Below are 13,484 nucleotides of genomic sequence, written 5' to 3' on the forward strand. Positions count from 1 at the left end.
GTCGAGCGCGCGGGTGTTGCCGCGGCAATCGGCCGGGATCTTCGCCAGCAGCGACCCGAACACCAGCCCGGTTTTTCCGTGCTCAGTCGAATTCGAACGGCAGGGCGTCCACGCACGCCTGGTACTTCTGCACCATCTCGTGCTCGGTGTGCCCGGCGACGAACAGGTGGGCCAGCTCGAAGCTGTAGCTGTCCTGCTCCGGCAGGTCCGACAGCCGCTGCCCCACCTCCGGCACGATCTCGATCTGGATGCCGTCGATGCGGTTCTGCACCGTCGCGATCTCCTCGGGCGTCGGCACGCGGGTCACGACGCCGTCCTCGAACCGGCGCAGGTACCACTTGCCGGCGATCTGGTAGGTGCCCTTGCGGGGCCGGCGGCCGGGGTCCTGGCCCAGGCCGAGGCGGACCATGATCTCGTGGTTGGCGACGCCGTCGACGAACTCGAACAGCTCGGCGTGCGACTGCGAGTGCCGCGGGTTGATCTCCAGCAGGCACACCTGGCCGGAGTCGGGGTCGCAGAAGAACTCGATGCTGAAGGTGCCGTTGTCGAAGCCGATCTGCTTCATCACGCGCTCGGCGACGTCGCGCATCCGCTGGACCGGCTCCTCCCCCAGCTGCGACGGGTACTGGTGGCGCAGGAAGGACGAGCTGTCCGGGTAGTTGATCGAGTCGAGCGCACCGTAGACGGTGACTTCGCCCTGGTAGACATACCCTTCGACGGCCGCCTGGACGCCGTGCAGCGCTTCTTCCGCAAGGCAGGCGGCCCCGCCGACCCGGGCGATCTCCGGCGGCAGGTCGACCTGGTCGAGGACGTAACCGAACGGCTCCCCCACCCGGCCGACGCCGGCCCGGATCTCGGCCACCGCGTCGGCGAATTCCGCGTCGTTCTCGGCCTTGAAGGCGAGCTCGGAGGAGAAGGACTTCACCGGCTTGAGCCACATGGGGTAGCCGACGCCTTCCGGCGGGGCGGGCCGTTCGTCGTCGAGGTCGACGACGCCGAAGTTCGGCAGCTCGTCGATCACCTTTCTCTGCTCCAGCCGGCTCCAGTATTTGTGCTCGCACTTCAGTACCGCTTCGAGCGAGACGCTGGGCAGGCCGTAGCGGCCGCACAGGATGGGTACGAGCGTCGCGGCGGGGAAGTCCCAGTAGCTGACGATCGCGCCGACTTCGCCGTCGAACGCGTCGAGTTCGTGCTGCGCCGTCTTCAGCAGCGCTTCGAAGTCGATTTCGCCGTGTTGCAGCTCTTCGGGGGTCAGGAGCCCGTGGAACCGGTAGCTTCCGGCCCACGGCAGGCGATCCAGTACGCGCTGGTTCTCCTCGTCCAGGCCGATCACGAAGATGTCGGTACTCATGAGCTGGGGCTACCCGGGGTTTCGCGCGGCCGAAACGGGCCGGATGGCCGGTTTGGCCGGGCGTTCAGCGGGCACCCGCAGGCATGACAGCCCTGCCCGAACCGCTCTCGCTGTGGGTCGAAACCGCTCCCGCCCCGGATCGCACCGCCGTCCCGGTGCCGGAATCCGCCGACGTCGCGGTGCTCGGGGCGGGCATCGCCGGGCTCACCACCGCGCTGCTGCTCGCGCGCGCCGGCCGGTCGGTCGTCGTGCTGGAGGCCGAGCGGGTCGCGGCCGGGGTGTCCGGCCACACCACCGCGAAGGTCAGCGCCCAGCACGGGGCCAAGTACGCGGACCTGACGTCCCGCCACGGCGCCGGTGCCGCGAAGGCCTACGCCGGAACCCAGTCGGCGGCCCTCGAATGGATGGCGGCCACCGCGGCCGAGCTCGGCATCGACTGCGGCTTCACCCGCGCCGACAGCTACGTCTACACGACCCGGGAAAGCACCGTCGACTCCCTCAAGCAGGAGGCCGACGCGGCCGCCGCGGCGGGCCTCGCGGCGTCCTTCACCGAGGACGTGGCGCTCGACGTGCCCGCGCTGGGGGCCGTGCGGACCACCGGGCAGGCGCACTTCCACCCGCGGCGGTGGCTGCTCGGCCTGGCCGCGGAAATCGAGCGGGCGGGCGGCACGATCGTCGAGCACGCCCGGGCGACCGCGCTCAACGGCCAGACCGTCCGGACCTCGCGGGGTGACGTCGTGGCGGGCGAAGTCGTCGTCGCGACCCACTACCCCGTGCTCGACCGCGGCCTGTACTTCGCCCGGCTCGACCCGGTGCGCGATCTCGTCGTCGCCGGCCCCGCGGCCGCGAACAGCGCGCCCGAGGGCATGTTCCTCGACGCCGACACGCACCACTCCGTGCGCGGCTACACCGAGCAGGGCACCCCGATGGTGATCGCCGGCGGCGAGCACTACCGGGTGGGCGCGCACGTCAACGTCGAACGCCGGTACGGGCGGCTCGCGGACTGGGCGGACAAGCACGCGGGCCTGCACCGCGTCACCCACCGCTGGTCGGCGCACGACATGTCCACACCCGACCTGCTGCCCTACGTCGGCCGCTACCTGCCGGGGACGAAGAACCTGTGGGTGGCCACCGGCTTCGGCCAGTGGGGCATGACCGGTGGCACGGCCGCGGGGCACGTGCTGGCGGCGCGGATCCTCGGCGAGCCGCACCCGGCCGCGGACCTGTTCGACCCCAACCGCTTCGACGTGCGGTCCGTGCTCGAGGTGACCCAGGACAACCTGACCGTCGCGAAGTACCTCGTCGGCGACCACGTCGCCGCGCTGTGGCGGTCCGAGAAGCTCGACGACCTCCGGCCCGGCGAGGCCGAGGTCGTCCGCGTGGGTGGCGAGCTCGTCGCGGCCCACCGCGACGACGCCGGAAAGCTGCACACCGTCGGCGCGCACTGTACCCACCTGGGCTGCCTGGTTTCGTTCAACGACGCGGAGAAGACCTGGGACTGCCCGTGCCACGGCTCGCGGTTCGGCGTCGACGGCGAAGTGGTGCAGGGCCCGGCGGTCCGCCCGCTGCGCCGCGGCCCGGAATGAGCCGCGGCGCAAGCCCGGGCTAACCGGACGCGAGCTTCTTGCCCGCGTCGTACAGCAGGTGCAGGGCGTCCGCCAGGCCGACGGCCGTCAGCATCGTCGCCGCCAGGCGGGTCACGCGCGGAGCGATCACCAGGCCGGCGGCCAGTCCCGTGCCGACCCAGACGTTCAGGCAGAACGGGCACGACACGAGTTCGCCGACCGCGTGCTCGACGTGCCCCTTGGCCGGGACGGACTCGTTCAGCTCGTCGTCCCCGGCCGGTTCTTCGTACCGGGTGAACGGGGCGCGCAGCGGGCTGGTGACGGCGTCCTTGGCCAGGAGACGGCTGGCCTTGAACGTCGCCGCGCCCAGCAGGACCGTGTCGCCGACGCCGAACCGCTGCGGCAGCCGGGCCCCGACGGCGCGACCGAGCAGCGTCAGCCCGCCCACCAGGCCGCTGTAGGCACCCATCGCGGCGACGTACCCGCCCAGCGGCCGGTCTTCCCCGCCGGCGTAGCTGCGCTGGACCTGCTTCGCCTTGCGGGTGAAGTCCTCGATCACGCTCATGCGTCCGCCGATCCGGGCTGCATCATCTTGCCCTGCTGCTTCGCCTTGGCCTGGTCGGGCAGGACGCGCGAGCCGGCCGCCTGGAGCTTGTTCTTCACCGCGCCGGGAACGATCTTGTCCTTGCCGGCCATCAGCGCTTCGTAACCCGCTTCGGCGATCTCGGCCGGGCTGTCCTTGTCGCCGGCGGCGATCTTGGTGTCTTCCATGCCGGCGCGTTCGAAGAACTCGGTGTCGACCGGGCCCGGCAGCATCGCGGTGACGGTGACGCCCTTGTCCTTCACCTCGGCGCGCAGGCCTTCGGAAAACGACGTCAAGAACGCCTTCGAGGCGGCGTAGACGGCCTGGTAGGGCGCGGGCGACGTGCCGGCGATCGACGAGGTGAACAGCACCCGGCCGTGGCCGCGGCCGACCATGCCGGGCACCACTTGCTTGGTCAGGTGCACGGCCGAGCGAACGTTCAGGTCGACGACCGTCAGCATGGTCCTCCAGCCGGGTGTCCCCGGCGAACTCGCCGTTGATCCCGACGCCGGCGTTGACGGCCAGTGCTTCGACCGGGCGGTCCGCGACCCGGCGCACGAGCTCCTCGACGCCGTCCGGGGCGGCGAGGTCGGTGCGGACCGCCTCGACCTGCGCGCCGCACGCACGCACCTCGTCGGCGGCCGCGGCGAGCTCGGCGTCTTCGGCGGCCAGGACGAGGTCGAAGTCGTGCCGGGCGAACTGTTTCGCCAGCTCCAGCCCGATCCCGCTCGACGCGCCGGTGACGACGGCGAGCGGCTTGGTTGCGGTGGTCATCCGTGCTCCTTCCGTGCTTCTCCCGTCGGCTACCCGCCGCTGGGGGCGGCAATCATGGTTTCCCGGTACGCCGGGCGGGTATTTCGCGGCGGTGGGACGCACCAGACTCCGGCGCAGTGACCTGCGCGGCCCGGGCATCAAGCGCATCCGCCGCGGCCGCGGGTTCTCCTATGCCATGCCCGACGGTTCACCGGTGACCGACGACGAGCTGCTGACCCGGATCAAGGACCTCGTGATCCCGCCGGCCTGGCGGAACGTGTGGATCTGCCCGTACCCGAACGGGCACGTCCAGGCGGTCGGCACGGACGACGCGGGGCGGCGCCAGTACCTGTACCACGAGCAGTGGCGGCGCGACCGCGACGAGGAGAAGCACGACCGGGTGCTGCAGATGGCGCGCCGGCTGCCGGCCTGGCGTTCGTCGGTGGCGGAAGACCTCGCCGGGCGCGGCCTGACGCGCAAGCGGGTGCTCGCGGCGGCGTTGCGCATGCTCGATCGGGGGATCTTCCGCACCGGCGGCGAGGAGTACGCGGAGGAGAACGGCACCCACGGCGTCGCGACGCTGCTGCGTTCGCACGCGGCGGTCCGGGGTGACGAGTGCCGGTTCTGCTACGTCGCGAAGGGCGGTCTCGATCGCGAAGTGGCCATCTGCGACGCCGAGCTGGCGTCGGTGGTGAAGGCGTTGCTGCGCAGCCGGTCGGAGAGCGACCGGCTGCTGGTCTACCGCGAGGGCGGCACGTGGCACGAGGTCCACGCGGCCGACATCAACGAGCGGTTCAAGGAGCTCGCGGGCGAGGACTGCACGGCCAAGGACATGCGCACGTGGAACGCGACGGTCCTGGCGGCGGCGGCCTTCGCGGCCGCGGACCCCCCGACATCCGAGACGGCCCGCAAGCGCGCGGAGGCGAAGGTGATGAAGGAGGTCTCCACGGCGCTGGGCAACACGCCGGCGGTCTGCCGCTCGTCCTATGTGGACCCCCGGCTCGTGGAGGCCTATCGCGCGGAGCGCACGATCGCCCCGGCGTTGAAGAGGGCAGCACGGCTGGACGGCGACGAGGCGCGGGCGGTGCTGGAGAGGGCGTGCGCGCGGCTGCTGAACGCGTCGTGACGGTGTGGAGTGGGAGGTACGGTGGGATCCATCCGAACGTGTACTGGCCCGGGGCTGCACCGGTCGGGGACCCTGGAGGGGATGACGACTTCGGCAGTCCGCTGGCGCGCCTCGATCGCCCTCACCGTGGGCGGTGAGGGCACGGTGGCGAGCATCGTCGAGTCCGATCACGGGAGTGAAGGGTCGGCGCGCGAGTGGGTGGAACGGAAGCTGCCTGCGGCCCGGTTTCCGGCGTGGATCCCGGCGGCCCGGCGGCGGGATGGGGTCGAGTTGTTCGGCCGGGTGGTGCGGGGAAGGGTGGTGACGGACCGGCTGGTGCCGACCTGGGAGACGGAGGCGGAGCCGGTGTGGCATGCGGATCGGGCCGGGGACGCGGTGCAGTGGCGTCGCTGCGCGGCTGAGGACCGCTGAGGTTCCCGGCGGCCGGTGAGATCGGGCCGGGCCGAGGTTGGGCCAGTGGGAGGCCGAGGTTCGGACCAGTGCGAGGTCGGGCTGAGGCTGATGCGGCCGCAACCCACGCGCGCCCGCCACAATAAGGCCTCGGCGCCGCCCAACGCAGCTCTCCGCGCACCTGAGCGGCCCTCAGCGCGCCCACCGCACCCACCGCACCCCAAGCCGCCCCAAGCGGACCTACCGCGACCGGAGCCACTCGAAGCGCACCGCCGCAACCCGAGCCACTCTCAGCGCACCCCAAACGGCCTCAGCGGGCCCACGCCGCCTCACCACGCCCACCGCAACCCAAGCCGCCCCCAGCGCTCACCCGCAACCCAAGCCGCCTCACCGCGCCCACCCGCAACCCAAGCCGCCCTCAGCGTGCCCACCGCGCCGCAAGCCGCCCCCACCGCACCCCAAGCCACACCGGACCACCGCCACCGGAGCTTCCGGCCGCCCCGGGCCGCAGCCCGCAAGCGCCCAGCCGAGCTCAGGCCGCGCCCACGTCCTTGCGCAGCAAGCAGAACTCGTTGCCCTCCGGGTCCTGCAGGACCACCCACGACTCCTCGCCCGTCTGGCCCACGTCCGCCGGCCGGGCGCCCAACGCCGTCAAGCGCGCCAGTTCCGTCTCCTGATCGACCCCCGCCGGGCTCACGTCGAGGTGCAGCGGGAGCTTGCCGCGGCGGGGATTGTCCGTCTGGGCGAGGATGAGCGTCACCGGCCCCTCACCGAAAGCCGCTCCCGGCGGGCCCAGGGCCAGGCCGTCCGGCTCGTGGCCGATCACCTCGTAGCCGAGGACCGCGCACCAGAACTCGGCCAAGCGGTCCGGGTCGTGGCAGTCCAGCACCAGCTCGGTGATCCGGCAGGCCATCCGCTCACTTCCGTTCGGACTCCGCCACCGCCGCGGCTTCGTCGTCGTCCATCGCCTTCGTGTCCCGCGGCGGCAGGAACGGCTCCTCCTGGTCGTCCGCGCGGCCCGCCTCGATCGTGCGGCCGCGGGCCAGCTCCGCGTCCAGCTCGGCCCCCAGCAGAATCGCGAGGTTGGAGATCCACAACCATACAAGGAACACGATCACCCCGGCCAGCGAACCGTAGGTCTTGTTGTAGGAACCGAAATTCGCGACGTACAGCGCGAAGCCGGCCGACGCCAGCACCCACAGCACCACCGCCAGCAGCCCGCCCGGCGTCAGCCACTTGAAGCCCGGCAACCGCACGTTCGGGCCCACCCAGTACAGCAACGCGAACGCCAGGCTCACCAGCAGCGCGATCACCGGCCACTTCGCGATCTCCCACACCAGCACGCCGGTCGAGCCGAGGCCGATCAGGTCGCCGAGCCGGCGGGCCACCGCGCCCGTCGCCACCACGCCCAGCGCGCACGCCGCCAGCAGCACCACGATGCCGACCGTCAACGCGATCCGCAGCGGGATCGTCTTCCACACCGGCCGCCCCTCCGGCATGCCGTAGATCGCGTTCGACGCCCGCATGAACGCGCCGATGTAGCCCGACGCCGACCACAGCGCACCCAGCAGGCCGATGATCGCCAGCGGGCCGGCCAGACTGCGCGAGCCGGTCAGCTCCCGGATCGCGCCGACGAGGATGTCCTTGCCCTGGCCCGGCACGACCTGGTTGATGTTGTCGATCACCGTCTGGATCTTGTCCGGACCGAGCAGGCCGAGGATCGCGGTGAGCACGATGATGCCCGGGAACAGCGACAGGACGCCGTAGTAGGTGAGCGCCGCGGCCCAGTCCGTGAGGTTGTCGCGGTTGAACTGCTTGAACGTCCGTTTCAGCGCCCCACCCCACGACCGCTTCGACAGGTCCCCGGGTCCTTCGGGTTCTTTCCCGTGTCTGGCCACCGTCGCCACCTCCTGCTTCGTCGGGGCGGGCATACCCCGTCCGGGAGTGGGTATGCCTGTTTCGTCACCCGAACCAGGAGGAAGCCGTGCCCGAGGTCAGCCGCGTGATCGACGTACCACCCGACGCCGTGTTCGCCGTGCTCGCCGACGGCTGGATGTACGCCGGCTGGGTGGTCGGCAGCTCCCACATCCGCGACGTCGACGAAGACTGGCCCGCGGTCGGGTCCCGCATCCACCACAGCGTGGGCCCGTGGCCGGTGCACATCCAGGACGTGACGGTGGTCCGCGCGGTCGAGCCGGGCCTGTCGCTGTCGCTGGAGGCCCACGGCTGGCCACTGGGCTCCGCGGCGGTCGGCTTGACGCTGGTTCCCCACGGCGACGGGCAGACGCTCGTCCGGATGACCGAGCACATCGTCCGCGGCCCCGGCAAGGTGCTGCCCGAGGTGGTGCAGGCGCTGATCGCCAAGCCACGCAACACGGAGTCCCTCGCCCGGCTCGCGGACCTGGCGATGGGCAAACACGCCCGCGCCCAGCACGGCCACCCCAACCCCTAGCCGGACGCCCCCGCCCGGCCGACCCGCGCACCGGAACGGTCGGCTGGCGTGTGGGAAAGGCCGGCTCGCGTACGGAGATGGCCAGCCCGCGCGCCGGAAGGGGCCAACTCGCGTACCGAGCCGGTCGGCCCGTGCACCGGAAGGGCCGGCTCGCGAACGGAGCCGGTCAGCCCGCGCACCGGAAGAGCCGACTCGCGTAACGAGCCGGTCAGCCCGCGCGTCGGAAGGTCAACTCGCGTACCGAGCCGGTCGGCCCGCGTGCCCGGAAGGTTGGCCCGCGTACCTACGGGGTCGGCCCACGTGCCTGCAGGGTCCACACGCGTGATTGAAGGGGCAGCTCGCGTGATTGGGAGGTCGACACCCGTGATTGGGAGGTCGACACCCGTGATTGGGAGGTCGACACCCGTGATTGGGAGGTCGACACCCGTGATTGGGAGGTCGACACGCGTGATTGGGGGGTCGACACGGCGGAGGCCGCCGCCCGGGCGACCGAAGCGGGGTCAGCCGTAGATGGCCCGGTGGGCGGCCCGGATCACAGCCGCGTAGCCGCCGCCGAGGCGGCCTGAACGGGCCAGGGCCGCGCGGGCCGCGTTCGCTCCCGGACCGCCGTGGACCGCTCCGCCCGGGTGGGCCGAGGCGCCCGCCAGGTACAGGCGGTCCACCGGGGTGTCCGGGCGGCCCGTTCCCGGCAGCGGGCGGAAGAACAGCTGCTGGTGGATCGCCGACGTGCCGCCGTTGACCGCGCCGCCGACCAGGCCCGGGTCGTGCTCCGCCAGCTCGGCCGGGCCCTGGACGTACCGGGCCTTGATCAGGCCCGTGAACCCGGGCGCGTTGGCCTCGACCGTCTCCTCCATCCGCCGGGCCCGGCGGTCGAGGGCCGCGCGGTTCTCCATCGTGCCGCGCGGGACGTGCGTGTACGCCCACGCCGACTCGGTCCCCGCCGGGGAGCGGGAGGGGTCGGCCGTCGTCATCTGGCCCAGCAGCAGGAACGGGCGGCGCGGGGTCCGGCCGCGGCCGAGCTCGCCGCCGAACGCCGACAGGCCGTCCAGGTCCGTGCCCAGGTGGATCGTGCCCGCGCCGCGCGCCGCTTCGGCCGTCCACGGGATCGGGCCGGACAGCGCCCAGTCCACCTTGACCGTCGCGCTGTCCCACTGGAACCGCCGGAGGTCCTCGAGGAACCGGGACGGCAACCAGGCCGGGTCGAGCAGCGAACCGTAGAGCAGCGGCGCCGGGATGTCGGCGAGCACCGCCTTGCGGGCCCGCACCGGGTCTCCGGCGGCGTCGCGCACGCCCAGCGCCCTTCCCCCGGCGACCAGCACCCCGGTCACCGGACGTCCACAGTGGACACGTCCGCCCCGGGACTCCAGGCGGCGGACCAGCGCCGCGGTCAGCTCCCCCGCGCCGCCCACCGGCACCGGGAAACCTTCGTCCTGGCCGATCATCGCCATCAGCCAGCCGAACACCGCGCTGCCGGCGTTGTCCACCGAAAGGTCGCTGTGCGCGGCGTTCCCGGCCAGCAGCAGTTTCGCGCCCTCGCCCGTGAACATCTCGTCGCCGAAGCGGCGCACCGGCAGCGTCAGCATCCGCGCCAGCCGCAGCGCGTCGCCGGTTCCCGTGCGGCGCAGCAGCTTCAACGCCGGACGGACCGGCGGGAACGAGGTGAACAACGTCTCCAGCAGCGGCTCGCGGATCTCCCGCCACTGCCGGAACAGCCGCCGCCACGCGTCGCCGTCGCCGTCGCCGAACTCCTCGACCGACGCCGCCGTGCGGTCGAGGTCGCGGGACAGCAGGACGCACCGGTCGTCGGGCAGCACGTGCGCCAGGACTTCGGGCGCGTGCCGCCAGCGCAGGCCGTGCTCCTCCAGGCGCAGGCCCCGGATGGCCGGGGACACCGCGCTCATCGGGTAGAACGCGCTGAAGAGGTCGTTGCGGAAGCCCGGCTCGGTGACCTCGGCGGTGCGGACGGCGCCGCCGGCGTGCTCGGTCGCCTCCAGGACCAGCACCGACCAGCCCGCGTCGGCCAGCAGGTTCGCCGCCACCAGGCCGTTGTGGCCGGCGCCGATCACCACCGCGTCGACGGCTTCCGTACTCACTCCGGCCTCCCGGCTGGTCAGGCTTGCGACTGGTGGCTCGGCCCGACCCGGGTGAGCGAGCGGAGCCGGGCCAGGACCCCGTCGCGGCGCGGCGGGGCCAGGGGCGGGCTCGCCGCTCCCGCGCCCGACCGGAGCCCGGCGACCAGGTCGGCGAGCGCGGCCGCGGCGTCATACCGAGGTTGCCAGCCCAGCGCGGTCTCCGCCAGCGTCGTGTCCGCGAGCGCCGCCCGGTCGGCCAGTTCCAGCCAGCCGGGGTGCACCGGCAGCACCCCGCCCAGCCAGGCCGCGCGGGTCGCGAGCCGCACCACCGGCTTCGGCACCGGGAGGCGCGCTCCCCCGAGGACACCGGCCAGCGCGTCGGCGTCGAGCACCTCCGGCGCGGCGAGGTTGACCGCACCCGAGAACCCCTGGTCGAGGATCAGCCGGATCGCTTCGGCGACGTCGGTGGTGTGCACGATCTGCGCGCGCAGGTCCGTCCACAGCGGAACCGGCAGCCGCCGCCCGCCGACGAGGTGGGCGGGCACAGCCGGGCCGAGCAGCCAGCGCGCGAACTCGCCCGCCGCTTCCCGGTGCAGGATCGCGCACGGCCGGATCCGCGCCACCGCCACCTGCGGGTACTTCTCTTCGAACCGGTCCAGCAGGGCTTCCAGCGCGGCCTTCCCGCGGCTGTAGGCGCTGCCCGCGATGCCGTCGCACGGGAAGTCCTCGGCCACCTTCTCCCAGCGGGGCGCGGGCCCGTAGGCGGCCACGGACGAGGCCACGACCAGGTGCGGCACCCCGGCGGCCGCCGCGGCGGCGAGCACGTTCCGGGTGCCGTGGTCGTTGGTGCGCCACATCGGCGGGTCCCCGCGCACCGGTGAGATCGCCCACGCCAGGTGCACGACGGCGGCCGCCCCCGCGAACACCTCGGCCAGCTCCTCTTCGGCGCCGGGGTGGCCGACGTCGACGGCTCGCCAGCCCGCCCGGCGGTACGGCTCGGCCGTCGTGTCCGGCAGCCGCCGCGCGAGCCCGACCACGTCGTGGCCGGGCTCCAGCGCGGCCAGCAGTGCCGTTCCGACGTTCCCGGTCGCCCCGGTGATCACGATACGCACCCGAAAGGCTTACCCGGTGTCGCGAAAGTGAAACTCAGACCAGATCGCGCGGGATCCGCCGGTGCCAGTTCCGCGACACGACCCGGCGGGCCCCTTCGTAGCCGTCGAGCTGGGCGTCGATGACGAACTCGGTGTCGGTGCACGACACCCGGGTGCGGGTCTCGCTGCGGGCCACCCAGTCGCCGCGCGCGAAGGTGACGTCCCACGCGGTTTCCGCCACCGGCGAGCAGAAGTCGTCGGCCACCCAGCTGTAGCGCTCGCGGACGTCGCGGGTGACTTCCAGGTCGAGGTCGTCGAACCGGACCGTCCCGGCGTCCTTCACGATGTCCAGCGCCGACCGGTAGCCGACGAGGTCCCGCGAGACGGTCCAGCGCTGCTCCCCCGGCGTCACGGCCGTCACGGACATCGGCGGCGCGCCTTCGGGTTCGCCGAACGGCCGCGCCGGCAGCTCGTCCGGCTCGGCGACCGGGCGCACCGGCAGCTCCAGCGCGCTGTGTCCGGTGTGGACACTCAACAGGACCGGCGTCGGCGGCGGCCAGGCCAGCGGCCAGTACGACGTGGACAGCGAAAGCCGGATCCGGTGCCCGGCCGGGAAAGCGTGCGCCACGGCGTTCAGCTCGATCTCCACCGGGCACCGCTGTCCCGGTTCCATCGGCGCCGGTTCGTCGTGGCCGTCGCGGTGGGTCAGGTTGAGCAGCCCGTAGGTGACGCGGGTGGCCCGCCCGTCCGGGGCGACGTCCGAGATCCGCGCCGCGATCATCGCGACCGGCTGGTCGGCCGACACTTCCAGCCGCACCTTCGGCGAGCCGAGGATCTCGCAGCGTTCGGTGAGCACGTCGGTGTCGAACACGAGCGACCCGCCGTCCTCTTCGCGCTGGTCGTAGGGCAGGTCCGGCGGGGCGCTGTAGGAGGCCCACTTCCCGGAGAACTGCCCGACCGACAGCGGCGAAGACACGGTCAGGGCCTCGTCGGTCACGTCCTCGCCCGGCCGCGCGAGGCGGTGCCGGGCGAGGGGCAGTTCCTGCGGCTCGACGTGCGGGGACGGCCAGGTGGCCTCCCCGACCCAGCGGCCGGGGCGGTCCTCGTAGGACGTCGACGGCGGCACGCTCTCCTGCATCCAGGTGCGCAGCATCGGCCCGTCCATGGCGCCGTTCTCCTCGCCGCGCAGCCAGTGGTCCCACCACCGCACGACCTCCTGGAGGTAGCCGATCGCCGGGCCCGGCTCGCCGAGGTGCGGGTACTTGTGCGACCACGGCCCGATCAGGCCGCGGCGGGGGACGTCGAGGTGGGCCAGCAGCCGGATGACGGCGTTGGAGTAGCCGTCGGCCCAGCCGCTCGAAGCCAGCACCGGCACCTGGACGTCGGTGTAGTTCTCCGACACCGACGCGTGCCGCCAGTAGTCGTCACGGCGCTGGTGGCCGAGCCAGTTCTCGATCCACAGGCTGCAGTTGTCGAGGCGCTCCAGCCACATTTCGCGCCACCGCTCGCCGACGACCGCCGGGTCGGGCGGCAGCGTCGCGTAGGCGAACATCGTGCCGGACTCGGCGACGTTGTCCGAGAGCAGGCAGCCGCCCATGTAGTGCATGTCGTCGGCGAAGCGGTCGTCGGTGAACGACGAGATCACGATCGCGCGCAGGCTCGGCGGTTTCCGGGCCGCGACCTGCAACGCGGCGAACGCACCCCACGAGATCCCCATCATCCCGGTGTCACCGGTGCACCACGGCTGCCCGGCGATCCACTCGAGGACTTCCTCGGCGTCGAGCTGCTCGCGTTCGAGGTACTCGTCGGCCAGGACGCCCTCGGACTCGCCGGTGCCGCGGATGTCCACCCGCACGCAGGCATACCCGTGCCCGGCGAGGTAGGGGTGGTGGATCGAGTCGCGGGGCGCGGTGAGGTCCCGCTTGCGGTAGGGGATGTATTCGAGGATCGCCGGCACCGGCTCGGCGTCCGACGAGACCGGCCGCCAGATGCGGGCGGACAGCACGGTCCCGTCGGACATCGGGATCCGGACGTGGTCTTCCTCGGTGATTTCGTACGGCAGCGAGGTGACGGCTCGCAAGAGTCAGTTCCCTCCCAAGGG

12 protein-coding genes and 1 pseudogene are annotated in these 13,484 nt (G+C 72.7%); 4 read left to right on the forward strand and 9 right to left on the reverse strand.

The features are described 5' to 3' along the window. Positions 1-82: 82 nt before the first annotated feature. Positions 83-1,351, reverse strand: coding sequence for an ATP-grasp domain-containing protein (locus tag ACWDN5_RS28200; protein ID WP_449678393.1), 1,269 nt, complete (start codon positions 1,349-1,351; stop codon positions 83-85). Between the two features lie 83 nt (positions 1,352-1,434). On the opposite strand from ACWDN5_RS28200, the gene ACWDN5_RS28205 reads away from it, so the two are divergent. After that, positions 1,435-2,937 carry an FAD-dependent oxidoreductase gene (locus ACWDN5_RS28205; protein WP_449678394.1) on the forward strand — a complete coding sequence of 501 codons (1,503 nt, stop codon included), beginning with the start codon at positions 1,435-1,437 and terminating at the stop codon, positions 2,935-2,937. A 19-nt stretch (positions 2,938-2,956) separates the two neighbouring features. On the opposite strand, the gene ACWDN5_RS28210 is transcribed toward ACWDN5_RS28205, so the two are convergent. The 3 genes and pseudogenes from ACWDN5_RS28210 to ACWDN5_RS28220 all read right to left on the reverse strand — a co-directional run. Then, positions 2,957-3,481 (reverse strand): DUF1360 domain-containing protein, encoded by a 525-nt coding sequence (locus tag ACWDN5_RS28210; RefSeq protein ID WP_449678423.1) that lies wholly within the window; start codon positions 3,479-3,481, stop codon positions 2,957-2,959. Beyond that, positions 3,478-3,960, reverse strand: a complete 483-nt coding sequence (locus ACWDN5_RS28215) for an SDR family NAD(P)-dependent oxidoreductase (protein WP_449678395.1) — start codon at positions 3,958-3,960, stop codon at positions 3,478-3,480. Before ACWDN5_RS28215 ends, ACWDN5_RS28210 begins: the two co-directional genes overlap by 4 nt. Positions 3,961-4,042: 82 nt before the next feature. Beyond that, positions 4,043-4,420, reverse strand: a pseudogene (locus ACWDN5_RS28220) (SDR family NAD(P)-dependent oxidoreductase); the annotation flags it as partial. On the opposite strand from ACWDN5_RS28220, the gene ACWDN5_RS28225 reads away from it, so the two are divergent. Next, positions 4,365-5,378, forward strand: coding sequence for a DNA topoisomerase IB (locus ACWDN5_RS28225; protein ID WP_310975705.1), 1,014 nt, complete (start codon positions 4,365-4,367; stop codon positions 5,376-5,378). The pseudogene ACWDN5_RS28220 and the gene ACWDN5_RS28225 sit on opposite strands and share 56 nt — an antisense overlap. An 81-nt stretch (positions 5,379-5,459) precedes the next feature. Then, complete coding sequence (locus ACWDN5_RS28230; RefSeq protein WP_449678396.1) at positions 5,460-5,789, forward strand: hypothetical protein; 330 nt, start codon at positions 5,460-5,462, stop codon at positions 5,787-5,789. A 511-nt stretch (positions 5,790-6,300) separates the two neighbouring features. On the opposite strand, the gene ACWDN5_RS28235 is transcribed toward ACWDN5_RS28230, so the two are convergent. Next, positions 6,301-6,681, reverse strand: a complete 381-nt coding sequence (locus ACWDN5_RS28235) for a VOC family protein (protein WP_449678397.1) — start codon at positions 6,679-6,681, stop codon at positions 6,301-6,303. A gap of 4 nt (positions 6,682-6,685) precedes the next feature. After that, positions 6,686-7,699 (reverse strand): YihY/virulence factor BrkB family protein, encoded by a 1,014-nt coding sequence (locus tag ACWDN5_RS28240; RefSeq protein WP_449678398.1) that lies wholly within the window; start codon positions 7,697-7,699, stop codon positions 6,686-6,688. A 53-nt stretch (positions 7,700-7,752) separates the two neighbouring features. On the opposite strand from ACWDN5_RS28240, the gene ACWDN5_RS28245 reads away from it, so the two are divergent. Further along, positions 7,753-8,220, forward strand: coding sequence for an SRPBCC family protein (locus tag ACWDN5_RS28245; protein ID WP_310975701.1), 468 nt, complete (start codon positions 7,753-7,755; stop codon positions 8,218-8,220). A 500-nt stretch (positions 8,221-8,720) separates the two neighbouring features. Here the strand turns inward: ACWDN5_RS28245 and ACWDN5_RS28250 are convergent, their stop codons facing one another. From ACWDN5_RS28250 to ACWDN5_RS28260, 3 genes are read right to left on the reverse strand one after another with little or no spacing between them, the layout of a single operon-like run. Next, positions 8,721-10,313: a phytoene desaturase family protein gene (locus tag ACWDN5_RS28250; protein WP_449678399.1), complete on the reverse strand. Its 1,593-nt coding sequence runs from the start codon at positions 10,311-10,313 to the stop codon at positions 8,721-8,723. A gap of 17 nt (positions 10,314-10,330) precedes the next feature. After that, complete coding sequence (locus tag ACWDN5_RS28255; RefSeq protein ID WP_449678400.1) at positions 10,331-11,404, reverse strand: NAD-dependent epimerase/dehydratase family protein; 1,074 nt, start codon at positions 11,402-11,404, stop codon at positions 10,331-10,333. A 34-nt stretch (positions 11,405-11,438) separates the two neighbouring features. Then, positions 11,439-13,463 carry a CocE/NonD family hydrolase gene (locus ACWDN5_RS28260; RefSeq protein ID WP_449678401.1) on the reverse strand — a complete coding sequence of 675 codons (2,025 nt, stop codon included), beginning with the start codon at positions 13,461-13,463 and terminating at the stop codon, positions 11,439-11,441. Positions 13,464-13,484 lie beyond the last annotated feature (21 nt).

It is taken from the genome of Amycolatopsis sp. NPDC003731 (genome assembly GCF_053586895.1).

Excerpts from the sequence above, each read along its gene's own strand:
- ACWDN5_RS28200 (WP_449678393.1), bottom strand. The coding sequence starts at position 1,351 with ATGAGTACCGACATCTTCGTGATCGGCCTGGACGAGGAGAACCAGCGC.
- ACWDN5_RS28205 (WP_449678394.1), top strand. The coding sequence starts at position 1,435 with ATGACAGCCCTGCCCGAACCGCTCTCGCTGTGGGTCGAAACCGCTCCC.
- ACWDN5_RS28210 (WP_449678423.1), bottom strand. The coding sequence starts at position 3,481 with ATGAGCGTGATCGAGGACTTCACCCGCAAGGCGAAGCAGGTCCAGCGC.
- ACWDN5_RS28215 (WP_449678395.1), bottom strand. The coding sequence starts at position 3,960 with ATGCTGACGGTCGTCGACCTGAACGTTCGCTCGGCCGTGCACCTGACC.
- ACWDN5_RS28230 (WP_449678396.1), top strand. The coding sequence starts at position 5,460 with ATGACGACTTCGGCAGTCCGCTGGCGCGCCTCGATCGCCCTCACCGTG.
- ACWDN5_RS28235 (WP_449678397.1), bottom strand. The coding sequence starts at position 6,681 with ATGGCCTGCCGGATCACCGAGCTGGTGCTGGACTGCCACGACCCGGAC.
- ACWDN5_RS28240 (WP_449678398.1), bottom strand. The coding sequence starts at position 7,699 with ATGCCCGCCCCGACGAAGCAGGAGGTGGCGACGGTGGCCAGACACGGG.